The sequence below is a fragment of the Legionella steelei genome (genome assembly GCF_001468005.1).
Taxonomy (GTDB): Bacteria; Pseudomonadota; Gammaproteobacteria; order Legionellales; family Legionellaceae; genus Legionella; species Legionella steelei.
In genome coordinates, this window is record NZ_LNYY01000019.1 from 401,953 (window position 1) to 417,436 (window position 15,484).

The following is a 15,484-nucleotide window of genomic DNA, read 5'->3' on the forward strand; positions in this document are numbered from 1 at the left end:
ATTAAAATTAATCATGAATTCAATTATGTAAAGAAAGTTTATTGGCAAAATATTCTATTGTACGTTTTAACCCATCTCGCAAATCAACTTGTGGCTGCCAATTTAACTTGGTTTTTGCCAATGTAATATCCGGTCGTCGTTGCTTTGGATCATCAATCGGCAAACTGTGAAATACCGTATGAGTCGTTCCACCAACTAATTCGATAATAATTTTCGCTAATTCCATAATCGTAAATTCATTAGGGTTCCCAAGGTTAATTGGCCCAGAACACTCTTTATCGGTAGCCATTAATTTGATCAATCCATCTACTAAATCGCTGATATAGCAAAAACTGCGTGTTTGATTGCCTGTCCCATAGACACTGAGATCCTGGTTTTGTAATGCCTGAATGACAAAATTACTGACCACTCGTCCATCATTTGCTTGCATTTTTGGACCATAAGTATTGAAAATCCGGGCAATTTTCACCTCTAGACCATATTTATGTAGATAATTTGTAAAAATAGTTTCAGCACAACGCTTGCCTTCATCATAGCAAGCGCGAGGTCCAATGGGATTCACATTGCCCCAGTAAGATTCTGGTTGTGGATGTATGGTTGGATCACCATAGACTTCTGATGTGGAAGTTTGCAAAATTTTCGCTCTATTCTTTCTAGCCAATTCCAACAAATTGAAAGCGCCAAGAACCGAGGTTTTAATAGTAAAAAGTGGATCCTTTTGATACTGGATGGGTGATGCAGGACAAGCAATATTATAAATTTCATCGATATTTTTTAAATCAAGCGGCGTACAAATATCATGCTCAATAACAGTAAAGTTCTTATTTTCTTGCATAGGAGCAATATTTTCCAATGTACCAGTAAAAAAATTGTCTAAACAGATCACTTTGTAATTTTGTTCAAGCAGTGCCTCACACAAGTTTGTGCCAATAAAACCAGCACCTCCGGCGACTAATACAGTTTTTACTGTTTTCATAAGATTGTGCTCCATGCCTAAAGTGTTTTTCTGAATAAGAAATTGTCATGCGGTTGATAAATCCCTTTTCATTTGAATCTTTCATTGACTTAAATTTATACTATAATTGCTATTGTATCAACTAACTATACATTGTTATCCATTTCCTCACTCGCTTTCAACCAAGGAAGTGAGGAACGAGCGAGGTTGGTCCCTGGTGGCCTTAGGAGCATATGTTTTGCTGTATAAGACATGCGAAAAGGCGTCAGTTATTTGTGGTAGCGCTATTTTTGAACCTCAAGGGGAGCTCAAAAATGAGCGGATTAGGATTGTCCTGGGACTGCCGGAGTTATATTTGTTGCTTGTATTGTTCCTTCTGGGGTTGGATGTTTTGGAAGGCTCTCAAAAACTGGCGACGCGCTTGTGGGAGACCTTTTAAGCATGAATAAAATCACCGTTCACGGAATTGGATATGTGGGACTGGTTTTAGGGAGCGGATTGGCTGAACTTGGTAATCAAGTAATTTGTCTTGATACCGATGAAAAGAAAATTGAACAACTCAATGAAGGCATTGTGTCGTTCTTTGAGCCAGGGCTGGAAGAATTGCTGAAGAAAAATTTAGCGAATAATCGTATCTCATTCACTACTGATCCCGTCAAAGCGGTGCAACATGGAGATTATCAATTTATCACCGTGGGTACACCTCCTGCTGAGGCTGGTTCTGCCGATTTATCTTACGTTTTTGCAGCGAGCAAAAATATTGGTCAATTTATTGACAAAGACTGTATCGTCATCACGAAATCAACCATTCCTATAGGCACAACACATAAAGTAAAAGCCATTATTGACACCGAATTAGCTGAGAGAAAATCAAATATAAAAGTAGGAATTGCTTTTAATCCTGAGTTCTTACAGGAAGGGAATGCTGTTCATAATTTTATGTATCCTAATCGCATTATCATTGGCTCTGAAGATCCTGATATTATTCATAAAATGAAAGAGTTATTTAAAGCAACACTAACTTCTGATAAGCAATTTATTACCATGAGCACCTGTTCTGCTGAACTCGTTAAATATGCCTCTAACACTTTCCTAGCATTGAAAATAAGCTTTATTAATGAAATCGCTAACATTGCTGACTATATGGGTGCAAATATCAATAGTATAAAAGAAGGAATGGGGGCGGATGAACGTATTAATCCTTTTTTTCTTAGTGCTGGCGGTGGTTATGGAGGATCCTGTTTTTCCAAAGATATTAAAGCACTGTTAAAAGCTGAAAAAAGAATTCATTATTCTTTTCCAATACTAAATGCAATCGAGCGAGTAAATGAACGGCAAAAACATGTCTTATTTTACAAAGTGTTTCGATATTTTAATGAGTATTTGTATGATAAAACGATTGCTGTATGGGGGCTGGCATTTAAGCCCAATTCCTCTGATATGCGTGATGCCGTCAGCATTACCTTATTACAAGAATTATGGCAGCACGGCGCCAAGGTTAGAGCTTATGATCCAGCTGCCATGCCTGAAGCTAGAGCCTTATTTGGGACACGGGACGATTTAATTTTCTGCACGAGCAAAGAAGATGCCTTGATAGGTGTGGATGCGCTAATAATTGTTACTGAATGGGAGGACTTCTTAAACCCTGATTTTCAACTAATAAAAAAATCGTTAAAATATCCTGTTATTTTTGATGGTAGAAATATATATAATCGTGAGTATCTAACAAGTTTAGGTATCGAGTATTTAAGTATTGGCAGAGGTACTTGTCGAATCTGTGAGGAAACAAAAAAACACGCCTCCTCTAACTAACTTCATAAACAGTTGAGCTGTGAGAGATGGCGCAAGCCATCGTAAGAACTGGTGAGGTTTATAGCTAATGGTATTGGACTCACACTCAAATAATGGGCTATATCATTTTGTGATTCGCCACTCTAATGCTTCAAGGCCATCGACTATATTGTTAGATGAAAATACCTCATAAGATTTAATGGGTTTAACAAGATCCTTAGCTACAAGAATAGTATCAGGAAGAGCATTTTTTTGCATGTGTCCAGCAATGTCAATGACTCTATCACTAAACTCTTCTAATGGGGTTGATAAATCATAATATACAAAACCAGTATTTATCCCACACCGAATATGAAAATCTTGTTTCATCATTTTAGTTGACTGATTAAAATCAGGTAAACTCGATAGAATGTCTTTTGCCGCTTCAAAGGCTTGTTCTGTTGTATTAAAACAACACATGACTCCGTCAGGTGTCCAGCTTGCTTTAATGTAGCCATGCTCTTTAATCTTGCATAAAATGAAATCATGATATTGATTAAAATCATTTTCAACAATTGTCGGATCTTCGCCAATCTTCATGTTAGTAGAATCTACCACGTCAATTGCTAAAAATGAGAGGTTTCTACCTGTTTTTTCAAGTTCTTTTTTAAGTTGGGCAAATTCCTTTAAAAGCGTTTGTCTGTTTTTTTCCTTAGGTTCATCTTTATCAAGGGTTTCTTCTATCTTTTTAACTAAAGTTTGTTGTTCTTTTGTTATAGCTTGTTTTTTAAACTCATTTAAGCTACGCATCATTTTTGCTTTTTGGATTAAAAGAATGTAATTAGAAAGAATGGAGGATAGAATCAACAAGCCAATTATTGGAATCGCTCTGGAAAGATCCCAACCAGCCACTCGTGTAGGTATATAGTGTTTTATAGTGACATTAATTGCTTTGTCGGTTTGAATTACCGGTTTTAAAAAAGAGTAAGAGGACAAGTTACTGATATAAGGCGCAATAATTCCCAGAAATAGAGTTAATATAAAACACCATACTAGGAGCTTTAGTCCCTTTAGAATATAAATACTGAAGAGATAAACTGCTTTCATATTATTTTATCTAAACCAATTTATTGGTAATTAATATAATTATAGTTGACTTTTTTTAGATCATTTATTTTTTATTATTTACTCACGTACCCGATCTCATTGTGAGTTTGCATTTTCAATGGCGGATAAAAAACGTGGCATTAACTCCAGGTAAATTAGTGTGTCCTGCCCATATTTTCTTATATCATTTTATCAAAATGGGAACACTCTCAGCAGATAGAGCTGTTCTTTTTAGATGTCTCATTGATTAAACTTCCATAGCCAACAATATATCTGGAAGAGTAGGTACATTCATGCAATTTGTACCCTGTAAACTAAAAAGATTGGAGTTATTTTACATAAAGTCTTACTGGCGTCCCGGAGAGGATTTGAACCTCCGACCTGCCCCTTAGGAGGGGGCTGCGCTATCCAGCTGTGCCACCGGGACCTTGATTGACGCGGTAAGTCTACCGTTATCCTTGAAAAATAACAACTTCCGAAGTTATGAATGCATCGAAAATGAATTAATTGTGATCATTTTGCATGTTAATTATGGTATAATGAAATGCCTATTTTTTTGAGCATCTGTAATGGACACTTTCGATCTAAAACATCCATTTCATTCAGCCTGGAATTTTTTATGGCAAGTCATTAAACCATATCGCTGGTGGTATGTTTTAATGTTTCAGGCACCGTTGCTCACCGCGTTTTATATTTTTGCGAATAATTATTCTTTTAAACTGCTGGTTGATGCATTTTCTAATGAAACGATCACTTCATACTACCAATTAGTGTTTCCTATTGTGCTGTTTATCACCGCACAAATTGTATTGGATGTTGTTTGGCGCATTAGTGATTTTGCTGAATGGAAGGCAGAGCCATATGCACGGCAAAGATTGTTATCTTCTGCTTACAATTATGTACAGCATCATTCGTATACCTATTTTCAAAATACGCCTAGTGGTACGGTACTTAGTAAACTGAAAGGGTTATTGGATGGATACGATAGTGTGTTCGCCAATCTTCATCATATTGTTGGAAAACATCTTTGTGTCGTTGTTGTTTCTGTTTTTGTCTTGCTGGTTGTCAATTTCAGTGTGTTTTGTTTTATGTTGGCTTGGTGTGTGTTGGTTATGATAATCATGCTGCCCATGGCGCTTAAATTGAATCAACTGTCGAATGATATGGCAGAGAGCAAACACCAGGTCATGGGGTCTTTTTCAGATAATATTACCAATATTTTTTCTCTATTTTATTTCGCAAAACGACGTGCCGAGCATCGACGGGTGAATGAGCTGATGTCAGATGATTTTGTGCCTCGGCAAATTGCCCTTTATCAGTATGATTTTAAATTTAATGTTGTTGGATCCGTACTTTATTGGTTCATGCTGATTGCCATTTTTATATTTATGATTTATCTACGAACACATGGGGTGATCTCTACAGGAGACTTTTTGTTTGTCATGCTCACTGCCATTGCTATTTCTTTTGATTTATGGGCACTTATGAGCAGTCTGTGTACGTTTTTAAAAGAAATAGGGGATTTCAAATCATCTTTTAGTATTTTAGCGATGCCACATGATGAGATTGATGAACACCATGCACAAGCATACTCAATACATCAGGGGAAAATTGAGTTTCGCAAGCTTTCTTTTGCATATGGCGAAGGAACTTCTGTATTTAAGAATCTTAATTTATTAATCAAACCAGGAGAAAAAATTGGCTTGGTTGGTCATTCTGGTGCAGGTAAGTCAACACTGATTTCTTTATTACTCAAGAATTTTAGGCCAACTGAGGGACAAATCTTAATCGATGATAAACCGATTTCTGAGATTACTTCAGATTCTTTGCGCCAGCAAATAGCACTTATTCCCCAAGATATTATGCTTTTTCACCGTTCTATCGGGGAGAACATTGGTTATGCGAAAGAAAATGCAACACTTGAAGAGATAAAGCGCGCTGCTGCGATGGCGAATATCGATGATTTTATTGAATTATTGCCAGAAAAATATGACACCTTAGTTGGTGAGCGTGGCGTGAAGCTTTCTGGAGGACAGCGTCAACGTATTGCAATTGCACGTGCTTTTTTGAAAAATGCGTCACTTGTGGTTTTAGACGAAGCGACCTCAAGTCTGGATACGCTGTCAGAACAAGAAATTCAACAATCGATTAATGCAATGCTCGAACAAAACAATGCTACGGTCATAGCAATTGCTCATAGATTGTCTACAATTCGACACATGGATCGAATTGTAGTGATGGAGGGTGGGGCGATTATTGAAGAAGGGACTTTTAATGAATTAGTAAATAAGGAGCAGGGCTATTTCAAAAGGCTTTGGGACAGTCAGGTAAATGGAATGGTTTTATAAAGAGCGTAACCGAGAATTATCTCGGCTATGCTTTATATAGAGCTTTTAGTGGAGTTTACTCTGAATAACAATATATATTGTTTCCACCAGGAATACCAGCACGGAATATGAGCGCATTAACACCAACAATGTCTTTTTTCTCTTTTAAACAACGGTAACCTGGGTAAGTATAATAAAACTCACCTTCAGGCAACGCGACTCCTTTTTCAATAGTATAAGTATGAGCCTGTTCATTTACAGTGATAGGAACACTTTGCCAACTTTTGGTTTGTGTAACAATCACACTGTCGTCAGCTAATGCAGCTGTAGTGAATGTTAATAGTAACGCCGTTAGTAAAATTTTCATTTTGAATCCCTCCTACTTTTCATATGTCCATAAGTAGTATTTTTACATAAAATACGATTGGTCAATTATAGCACAAAAAGGTGGGTATTTCCTCTTTGTGAGGATAAAATGAAATGTATGTGCCCACGAATATACATTATCTAAAATGTAGAGAAGCTCCGGTTACATTGCTGGGGCCTATGTTTATTTTTTGACAACAACGGGTAGCCTGGGTGAAGGTCCAAAGGACCGAAACCCGGGTTTCACGTTCGTTCCACCCAGGCTACAAGAACATTGATTATTGGGAAATGAACTCATTTAAAAAGGCCTATGAGCGCCATCATGACCATGCGTATGGTTGCCATCATGACCATGTGTATGACTTCCATTGTGGCTATGACTGTGCATGCTATCGTGCACAGGAATAGTACCTTGAGAAGAAGGATGTCCGTGTGAGCGTTCGCTACCGATGTATACGCTACTATTGGCATCGGTATCATAATAAGAAGAATAGCCAGGATCAGTGGAATAAAAACTATAATTTCTGTACCCTCTGTATCCCCCGTAACCTCTATACCCAGGAGTTGTGGTCGTTCTTATCGTAGTCTGCGTGTTGTTGTTACAACCAAATAAAAAGGGCAATACAAATAAGAGTCCAACCGCAATCAATGCAATTGGGGCTACAGGTGTAAAAGCAAAGGGTGATAAAAGCAGGGTTTTCGCAGCGATTGCTGTGGCTGCTGCAGCAGATTTTAGTATTACTGCGGCAATAATTCCTGCTGCAACTAGAGCTGCGGTAGTGAGTGCAGCCATGTATTTGAGTAAAAAGCTATAATTAGTATCATCTTCCTTGTTCTTGGCCATAGGTCACCTCATGTGTTGTGCCAGATTAAATAAACAATTCCATTTGTGCTTGTCGATTTTGTATTCGACTGCTTTAAGATTGTACTATAGGAATATAGTAAAGAAAAATGCCATCTTTTTTACTTGTTGAAGGAGTGAATTTTATTGAGATGTCGTTACTTGAATTACGAGGGGACTATGATCATTTCTACGTCCCGCGCATAAAGCACGGTACGTAGACTATCGGTTTAATAAAAGAATTAATCTTCGTCATCCCAGCTTAAAGTACCACCTGCTTGATATTCAATGACGCGAGTTTCAAAGAAATTTTTCTCTTTTTTCAAGTCCATCATTTCACTCATCCAGGGGAATGGGTTTTCAGCACCAGGGTATTGTTCTTGCAATCCAATTTGGTTTAAACGACGGTTCGCAATGAAGTGTATGTATTCTTCAAACATTTCTGCATTCATTCCCAATATGCCTTGAGGCATGGTGTCTTTGGCATATTGATACTCCATTTCCACACCTTGACGGATCAGTTGGATTATTTCTTCTTTGAATTCAGGTGTCCATAAATGTGGGTTCTCAATTTTAATTTGGTTGATGACATCAATACCGAAATTCATATGCATGGATTCATCACGCAAAATATATTGGAACTGCTCTGAAGTTCCTACCATTTTATTGCGACGCCCCATGGAGAGGATTTGTGTGAAACCAACATAGAAGAAGATTCCTTCAAATATTACATAGAAGGCAATTAAATCACGCAATAAGCGCTGGTCATCTTGTATGCTACCGGTATGGAATGTTTCATCACCCAAGCTTTGAGTAAAGGGTAATGCCCAAGCGGCTTTAGTCGCTACGGATGGGATTTCACGATACATATTAAAGACTTCTGCTTCATCAAGTCCCAAACTTTCAATGACGTATTGGTACGCATGCGTATGCAATGCTTCCTCAAATGCCTGACGTAATAAGTATTGTCTGCATTCAGGATTCGTAATATGTCGATAAACGGCGAGTACCAGATTATTCGCAACCAATGAATCTGCTGTTGAGAAAAATCCCAAATTACGTTTGATAATCAAACGCTCGGCTTCTGTAAGTCCATTAGGATCTTTCCAGAGCGCCACGTCAGCGCTCATGTTGATTTCATTGGGCATCCAGTGGTTTGCACAAGCAGTTAAATACTTATCCCAAGCCCATTTATATTTAAAAGGGACGAGTTGGTTTAAGTCAGCCCGGCAGTTGATGATACGTTTATCATCAACGTGAATACGTGCTGCGCCCATTTCAAGAGGTTCATATCCTGTTGCACCAGTATGAATTATATCTTGTTGTTGTATGATATTTTCTGACATTTAAATTCTCCTGATTATTGGCACGCTTCACAGTCTGGATCGAGAATGGAGCATACCTTAGGTTCCTCCGCTATTTTAACCGCATTGAGTGCACCATCAGTCACTGTGGATTTCTCTGCGTTGGATGCACCTAAGCTACGCAAATAATAAGTAGTTTTTAATCCACGTATCCATGCATGCATGTAGAGTTGGTCCAGTTTTTTACCTGATGGTTGAGCCATGTAGATGTTCAATGACTGTGCTTGATCGATCCATTTTTGACGACGAGAAGCCGCATCAACTAACCAAATGGGGTCAATTTCAAAGGAAGTGGCATAACGTTGTTTTAAGTCAGCAGGAATACGGCTGATTGGTTGTACGCTACCATTAAAGTATTTCAAATCATTGACCATTACTTCATCCCAAAGATTCAAGGCTTTCAAATCCGCAACCAAATAAGGATTTACGACAGTGAATTCTCCGGACAAATTGGATTTGACATACAAGTTCTGGTACGTAGGCTCAATGGATTGTGATACGCCACAAATATTGGAAATTGTAGCTGTAGGTGCTATAGCCATCACATTGGAGTTACGCATTCCCTGGGTACGCACTTTAATGCGTAAACTTTCCCAGTCTAAACGTTGTGAACGATCTTGTTCTAAGTATTTGTTACGTGCTTGTTGTAGCAGGTTAATAGAATCAATTGGTAGTATGCCTTTACTCCATAAAGAACCTTCGTAACTGGAATAACTACCTCGTTCTGCAGCCAAATCACAAGAGGCTTCAATTGCATAATAACTGATTAATTCCATGGATGAGTCTGCAAACTCCACAGCTTCTGGGGAAGCATAATCAATTTTTAATTCATACAAAGCATCTTGGAATCCCATTAAGCCTAAACCAATTGGTCTATGCTTCAAGTTGGAGTTACGTGCTTGTGGCACAGAGTAATAGTTAATATCAATGACGTTATCCAGCATACGAATAGCTGTTTTAATGGTGCGCTTTAATTTTTCAGTATCCAGCTTGCCCTTTGTGATGTGCGCAGGAAGATTGACACTGCCCAGATTACATACAGCAATCTCTTCTTCGGAGGTATTTAACGTAATCTCCGTACACAAATTCGAGCTATGAACGACACCAGCATGTTGTTGTGGTGAACGTAAGTTGCATGGATCTTTAAAGGTCATCCATGGATGGCCAGTTTCAAAAAGCATGGATAACATTTTACGCCACAGCTTGACTGCAGATAATGTTTTTGCATTTTTTATGAGACCTTGACGTGCTTTTTCTTCATACTCACGATAGAGTGCTTCAAAGGCTTTACCATATTGATCATGCAAAGTAGGTACTTCATCAGGTGAGAATAAAGTCCAATCCCCATTTTCACGTACACGAGCCATAAATAAATCAGGTATCCACAATGCAGTATTCATATCGTGCGTACGACGACGATCATCCCCAGTATTTTTTCTTAACTCAAGGAACTCTTCTACATCTTTATGCCAGCATTCCAGATAAGCACAGACTGCTCCTTTGCGCTTACCACCTTGGTTGACTGCAACTGCGGTTGCGTCAGCAACATTTAAGAAAGGAACTACGCCTTGTGACTTCCCATTGGTGCCTTTAATGTGTGAACCCATTGCACGAACTGGAGTCCAGTCATTACCCAAACCGCCAGCATATTTGGAAAGCAGGGCATTATCTTTAATGGCACTATAAATACCATCCAAATGATCAGGAACAGTAGTCAAGTAGCAACTGGATAATTGAGGTCTAACGGTTCCTGAATTAAACAGAGTCGGTGTTGATGACATGTAATCAAAAGAAGACAGCAATTGATAAAACTCAATGGCTTTATTATCTTTATCTTGTTCACGCATAGCTAACCCCATAGCAACACGCATAAAGAATGCCTGAGGCAATTCATAACGTACGCCATGGTCATGAATGAAGTAGCGATCATATAAGGTTTGTAAACTCAAATAACTGAACTTCATATCGCGTTCAGGTAACAGGGCTTTGCCGAGTTTTTCTAAATCAAAGTCGGCCATTTTCGCATCCAGCATTCCTTGTTTGATGCCGTGAGCAATATACACTTTGAAATAAGCTGGATAGAGTTTACTCATCTCATCAAAGGTTGCATCTGCTTGGATTTCTAGTTTAGCGAGTGCTTCTATACGCAAGCTGTCTAATAACAAGCGGGCACTGACATAGGTATAGTTCGGCTCTTTTTCAACCAATGTGCGTGCTGCCATAATCAATGCTTTGTGCACATCTTCAAATTTTGCTTGATTGTAAAGGTTGCGCATTGCGTCTTTGATGACAGGCTCTGCTTGAACATGTTCTAAATTACGACATGCTTCATCAACAATCGTGTTCAAGCGCTCAGTATCCAATGGCTTTAATTCACCATCAGGCATTGTAATTAAAAGGGATTTATTGTCATTAGCTTGTTGTTTTAATTCATTTGCGCGTGCTTTACGATGTTCTTCTCGGTACAACACATAAGCGCGAGCAACTTTGTAATGACCAGTGCGCATGAGTGCTAATTCGACTTGATCCTGAATGTCCTCAATATGAACTGCACCACCACTGGGTAAGCGACGTTTAAACACTTGCGTTATTTGATGGGTAAGTTCTTCAATTTGTTGATGAATACGATCTGAGGTAGAGGCTGTACCACCTTCGTCAGCAATAAATGCCTTAGTGATTGCCACTTTAATTTTCGAATCATCATAATTTACTACTTTACCATTGCGCTTAATGGTTTTTAATATACCAGGGGCATTAGCGGTCAATTCCAGTTGACTCGCTTGCGGTACATCATTTACCGGATCAAGAGTTGCGGACATTTTTCCTCCACGCATTTTTATTGTTATTTTATTATTAACAGGCAACTAAATTTATTCACTATTAATCTGATTATAGCACAACATATTGGGTTGTTCTTGGTGTAAAATAACAAGATAATGTGTTTTTGCTTAATGGTCAAGAGAATAATATGGGAGTATATTGTGGATAAGTTGTGGGTTTATTCACATTGTTCTTTATAAAAGAGATGTATCCTGGATTAGGGTAAACCGTAACTTGAGGAAACTATGAAAGAAAAAATCAGTTACGATTAACGGCTAACCTTAATTACGTTTTTTTACAATAATTGCATCACTGACATTAGAAAAGCCGTGAACATTTAGCAAGAATGAGCCAATGTGAGCATAAAGTTGGCTTGAGCTTCCTCCATCCAGGTTAATCGCATCAATACACGATAAGGGCGGGGATTTAAGTAATTGAGCAAGCTTGTTCGTAGTCATTGCTGTATTAGTTGAAACCAGAATAATGACTCTCCCATCAGCAGTGATTCCAAGCGCAGAACGGTCAGCTATGCCTGGTTTGAGGGAGGGGATTTTTCCTTTAATTAATAATCGTGGTCCACTTTGAATGGCAAAATCAATATCACTGTCATGGCTAAAACGGTTTAAGCTGGAAATATTCGCTGTATTATTTTTTACGTAAAAAATTCCCCACCAACTAATTCGTTTTAAAGGATTGATTAATTTCTTATTATTGATTCTTAGACCAAGTGGGTTAAATTCATGATCAAAAAAACCCCCATTAATACTCAAAAGAGCTTTACTGTGTTCAGCAAATTGATCTGCAGAGGCATTTTTTAAGGATAGTTTTTTGGCGCTGATCAAGGCCAGTTTATTTTTATTGAGATCAATACGAAATGCATAAATATGTGCCCAGGGTGAAAGAATACCACCAGAAAGATCCTGATATTCAATGCCGGCACTTAATTTACGCCAGTATCCTTCAGCATAGGAAGAATGAAGGGGTGTAAAGACGATACAAAGAACAAAGAGTAAACGGAACAAATATGATTTGTTTGCAGGATAAACATTGGTTTGTGAAGACATGTTATTGTATCCTTATGTACATCATTCAATACCACGGAATCTCTTATGCAAATAAAAACGCAACATAACAATAGTGAAGCACATAAGTCAACAACAGATTTAACCCGTTTGATGAATGAGGTGCTTGAACTTGCTAAAAAAGAAGGCGCAACTGACGCTATGGTCGCAGTAAATAATGATAAGGGTTTTTCAGTTGATGTGCGTATGGGAGAGGTTGAAACTGTTGCATTTAGCGAGGATAAAGGTGTTGGTTTGTCGGTTTATATTGGCCAGCGTAAAGGTGGGGCAAGTAGTACAGATACGTCACCTGCAGCTTTGGAGGCAATGGTAAAAGCAGCATGTGACATCGCGCGAGTCAGTGCCGAAGATCCATGTTTTGGACTAGCAGATAAAGAATTGATGTCTAAAAATCATCCAGATCTTGATTTATATCATCCTTGGGATATAAATCCACAACAAGCAATTGAAATGGCTTTAAAATGTGAAAAATATGCATTATCACTAGATAAGCGAATAACTAATTCAGATGGTGTGAACGTATCGTCTTATGAATCACATCATGGATTTGCTAATACACATGGTGGATCTGGATTCATCCATAGTACCCGTCATGGGCTAAGTTGCTCCTTAATTGCAAAATCAGGCGAGGAAATGCAACGTGATTATGACTATACAACGGTACGTAATTCACAAGATTTAGTTGACCCTTATATTATTGCAAAAAATGCCGTTGATCGCGCGATAAGTCGTTTAGATGCACGGCAGATTGCAACTCAAGCAACCCCTGTTATTTTTTCGTCACGTATTTCTAGTGGTTTATTTGCAAGTTTTATTAGTGCAATTAGTGGTTCAAATCTTTATAGAAAAAATACGTTCTTGTTGGATTCTATAGGGCAACAAGTATTTCCAGAGTTTATTCGTATTTATGAGCAGCCTCACTTACTAGGTGCTTTGGGTAGTTCCCCATTTGATAGTGAAGGAGTTCCAACACGACCTAATATTCTGGTTGAAAATGGTCGTGTGATGCAATACACATTAGGTAGTTATTCTGCTCGCAGAATGGGATTAAAAACCACTGCAAATGCCGATGGAGTTCATAATTTAACAATTGATCCTACAGCAGGCGATCTGGCCGATGTATTAAAAATAATGGGCAAAGGGTTATTGGTTACCGAATTGATGGGACAAGGAGTAAATATTGTAACGGGTGATTATTCACGGGGCGCCAGCGGCTATTGGATTGAAAATGGTAAAATCCAATATCCAGTTGATGAAATTACTATTGCAGGGAATTTAAAGGATATATTCAAAGCCATTCTTGCTGTAGGTAACGATATTAATCCAAATATTGCAACACGATGTGGATCCGTATTAATTGAAAAAATGATGATTGCCGGAAAATAAGTTCAGGATTTAATACCTGAGGTATTCTCACTTTTTTATTTCCCCTCATCCTAAGGAGAGAGGCGAGCGAAAATGTGGATACCTCAGGACTTAATGTCCTGTGTATATCCTGCAAGAAAATCTCAAAAAAATTTACACAATGCACTTGGGTGTGCTCATTAATGTAAACGTAAGTGCGCGCTTGACAAAGGCAGCACTTATTATAATTTCCGAAGTCTATTTAAATGGCATTGTGTCCTTATTAAAATCATTGTTACTTGCTTTGTTGATTCTTTATTCTACGCTTTAGGTAAGAGGATTGATCGGAGACAACGGCATGCGCAGGGTAATTTTGGCAGCATTGCTGGTAGTGAATACTGCTTTTGCAGGGAGTGAGATTGTTGGTTTTGCAGCCTATGAAAATGGAGATTACACCACTGCTTATCCTTATTTAATGCAATCAGCACGGGATGGAAATCCTGAGGCCATGTATTTAGTTGGCCGCATGTATCAATACGGTGAAGGTATCGCTAAAAACTATACTGAAGCAATAAGTTGGTATCAAAAATCAGCAGATAAAAATAATGCTTTGGCACAACTGAGTCTCGGTTTTATGTACGATCTGGGACAAGGAATAAAGCAAAATTTTCCAGAGGCATTTAAATGGTATATGAAGTCAGCAAACCAAGGTAATGCGATCGCACAGAGAAACATTGGTCTAATGTATGTAACGGGTGATGGTGTTAAAGAAAATAAAAAAACTGCCTTCGAGTGGTTCGAAAAATCTGCAAAGCAAGGATACAGTAAAGCACAGGTAAATCTTGCCTATGACTACATTTTGGGTGAAGGAACTACAAAAGATATTAATAAGGCTTTATATTGGTATCAGAAAGCTGCAGAGCAGGGTGATGTGCGAGCTGAGTATAGCTTAGGTCTTTTGTATACCGGACAACAACCAGGTGTTGCTCAAGATGATAAACTAGCATTTTATTGGTTTTCCCAGGCAGCCAATCAGGGACATGTCAAAGCAGAAACTTATCTGGCTTATTACTATCTTAAAGGCTATGGCGTTGAGGCAGATCCACAAAAAGCTGCATACTGGTACCAGGCTGCAGCGCTTAGCGGACAATCTGAAGCGCAAGTCGAAATGGGGCAATTACTTCTAACAGGAACTGGAATTGATAAGGATTACGAACAAGCGGCATATTGGTTTACTAAATCTGCTGCTCAAGGAAATCCAGTTGGACAAGCCAAATTAGGTTATATGTACCTTGCTGGATTGGGTGTTGATAAAGATTGGATAAAAGCTTATGCCTTGTTTAAGATTGCGGCACAGAGCAAAAATCAGGAAGCAATAAAAGAGCTGAAGATGTTGAAAAATAAACTATCTGATGCGGACGTTAAAGCAGGGAATGAGTTGGCCAAAGAAATATCTCAAAACAATAACTTTAAGCCACCTAAAAAAGAAAAATAATTGCACTCTTGGA

At 38.3% G+C, this 15,484-nt stretch carries 11 protein-coding genes and 1 tRNA gene; 4 read left to right on the plus strand and 8 right to left on the minus strand.

Annotation, left to right across the window (positions count from 1 at the left end; translation table 11 throughout):
• Positions 1–19 precede the first annotated feature (19 nt).
• Positions 20–976 carry a UDP-glucuronic acid decarboxylase family protein gene (locus Lste_RS05950; protein ID WP_058510141.1) on the minus strand — a complete coding sequence of 319 codons (957 nt, stop codon included), beginning with the start codon at positions 974–976 and terminating at the stop codon, positions 20–22.
• A 420-nt stretch (positions 977–1,396) separates the two neighbouring features.
• On the opposite strand from Lste_RS05950, the gene Lste_RS05960 reads away from it, so the two are divergent.
• Positions 1,397–2,767 (plus strand): UDP-glucose dehydrogenase family protein, encoded by a 1,371-nt coding sequence (locus Lste_RS05960; protein ID WP_058510143.1) that lies wholly within the window; start codon positions 1,397–1,399, stop codon positions 2,765–2,767.
• 102 nt (positions 2,768–2,869) lie between these two features.
• On the opposite strand, the gene Lste_RS05965 is transcribed toward Lste_RS05960, so the two are convergent.
• Both Lste_RS05965 and Lste_RS05970 read right to left on the minus strand, forming a co-directional pair.
• A complete protein-coding gene (locus tag Lste_RS05965; protein WP_058510144.1) occupies positions 2,870–3,832 on the minus strand; it encodes an adenylate/guanylate cyclase domain-containing protein in 963 nt (320 codons plus the stop codon).
• A 350-nt stretch (positions 3,833–4,182) separates the two neighbouring features.
• A tRNA-Arg gene (locus Lste_RS05970) sits at positions 4,183–4,259 on the minus strand.
• Positions 4,260–4,401: 142 nt separating this feature from the next.
• Here Lste_RS05970 and Lste_RS05975 point away from each other — a divergent pair.
• Positions 4,402–6,180, plus strand: coding sequence for an ABC transporter ATP-binding protein (locus tag Lste_RS05975; protein ID WP_058510145.1), 1,779 nt, complete (start codon positions 4,402–4,404; stop codon positions 6,178–6,180).
• 55 nt (positions 6,181–6,235) lie between these two features.
• Here the strand turns inward: Lste_RS05975 and Lste_RS05980 are convergent, their stop codons facing one another.
• From Lste_RS05980 to Lste_RS06000, 5 genes are all read right to left on the minus strand, one after another.
• Complete coding sequence (locus Lste_RS05980) at positions 6,236–6,526, minus strand: hypothetical protein (protein ID WP_058510146.1); 291 nt, start codon at positions 6,524–6,526, stop codon at positions 6,236–6,238.
• A gap of 297 nt (positions 6,527–6,823) precedes the next feature.
• Positions 6,824–7,369 carry a hypothetical protein gene (locus tag Lste_RS05985; protein ID WP_058510147.1) on the minus strand — a complete coding sequence of 182 codons (546 nt, stop codon included), beginning with the start codon at positions 7,367–7,369 and terminating at the stop codon, positions 6,824–6,826.
• Between the two features lie 239 nt (positions 7,370–7,608).
• Positions 7,609–8,712, minus strand: coding sequence for a ribonucleotide-diphosphate reductase subunit beta (locus Lste_RS05990; protein ID WP_058510148.1), 1,104 nt, complete (start codon positions 8,710–8,712; stop codon positions 7,609–7,611).
• 14 nt (positions 8,713–8,726) lie between these two features.
• A complete protein-coding gene (locus Lste_RS05995) occupies positions 8,727–11,549 on the minus strand; it encodes a ribonucleoside-diphosphate reductase subunit alpha (RefSeq protein ID WP_058510149.1) in 2,823 nt (940 codons plus the stop codon).
• A gap of 282 nt (positions 11,550–11,831) precedes the next feature.
• On the minus strand, positions 11,832–12,614 hold the full coding sequence (locus Lste_RS06000; RefSeq protein ID WP_058510150.1) for a phosphodiester glycosidase family protein: 783 nt from the start codon (positions 12,612–12,614) through the stop codon (positions 11,832–11,834).
• Positions 12,615–12,659: 45 nt separating this feature from the next.
• Here Lste_RS06000 and pmbA point away from each other — a divergent pair, with 45 nt between their 5' ends.
• Complete coding sequence (pmbA, locus tag Lste_RS06005; RefSeq protein WP_058510151.1) at positions 12,660–14,018, plus strand: metalloprotease PmbA; 1,359 nt, start codon at positions 12,660–12,662, stop codon at positions 14,016–14,018.
• Between the two features lie 316 nt (positions 14,019–14,334).
• A complete protein-coding gene (locus tag Lste_RS06015) occupies positions 14,335–15,471 on the plus strand; it encodes a tetratricopeptide repeat protein (protein ID WP_058510153.1) in 1,137 nt (378 codons plus the stop codon).
• Positions 15,472–15,484 lie beyond the last annotated feature (13 nt).

Excerpts from the sequence above, each read along its gene's own strand:
- Lste_RS06000 (WP_058510150.1), bottom strand. The coding sequence starts at position 12,614 with ATGTCTTCACAAACCAATGTTTATCCTGCAAACAAATCATATTTGTTC.
- Lste_RS05975 (WP_058510145.1), top strand. The coding sequence starts at position 4,402 with ATGGACACTTTCGATCTAAAACATCCATTTCATTCAGCCTGGAATTTT.
- Lste_RS05960 (WP_058510143.1), top strand. The coding sequence starts at position 1,397 with ATGAATAAAATCACCGTTCACGGAATTGGATATGTGGGACTGGTTTTA.
- Lste_RS05985 (WP_058510147.1), bottom strand. The coding sequence starts at position 7,369 with ATGGCCAAGAACAAGGAAGATGATACTAATTATAGCTTTTTACTCAAA.
- Lste_RS05995 (WP_058510149.1), bottom strand. The coding sequence starts at position 11,549 with ATGTCCGCAACTCTTGATCCGGTAAATGATGTACCGCAAGCGAGTCAA.
- Lste_RS05950 (WP_058510141.1), bottom strand. The coding sequence starts at position 976 with ATGAAAACAGTAAAAACTGTATTAGTCGCCGGAGGTGCTGGTTTTATT.
- Lste_RS05965 (WP_058510144.1), bottom strand. The coding sequence starts at position 3,832 with ATGAAAGCAGTTTATCTCTTCAGTATTTATATTCTAAAGGGACTAAAG.
- pmbA (WP_058510151.1), top strand. The coding sequence starts at position 12,660 with ATGCAAATAAAAACGCAACATAACAATAGTGAAGCACATAAGTCAACA.
- Lste_RS05990 (WP_058510148.1), bottom strand. The coding sequence starts at position 8,712 with ATGTCAGAAAATATCATACAACAACAAGATATAATTCATACTGGTGCA.
- Lste_RS05980 (WP_058510146.1), bottom strand. The coding sequence starts at position 6,526 with ATGAAAATTTTACTAACGGCGTTACTATTAACATTCACTACAGCTGCA.
- Lste_RS06015 (WP_058510153.1), top strand. The coding sequence starts at position 14,335 with ATGCGCAGGGTAATTTTGGCAGCATTGCTGGTAGTGAATACTGCTTTT.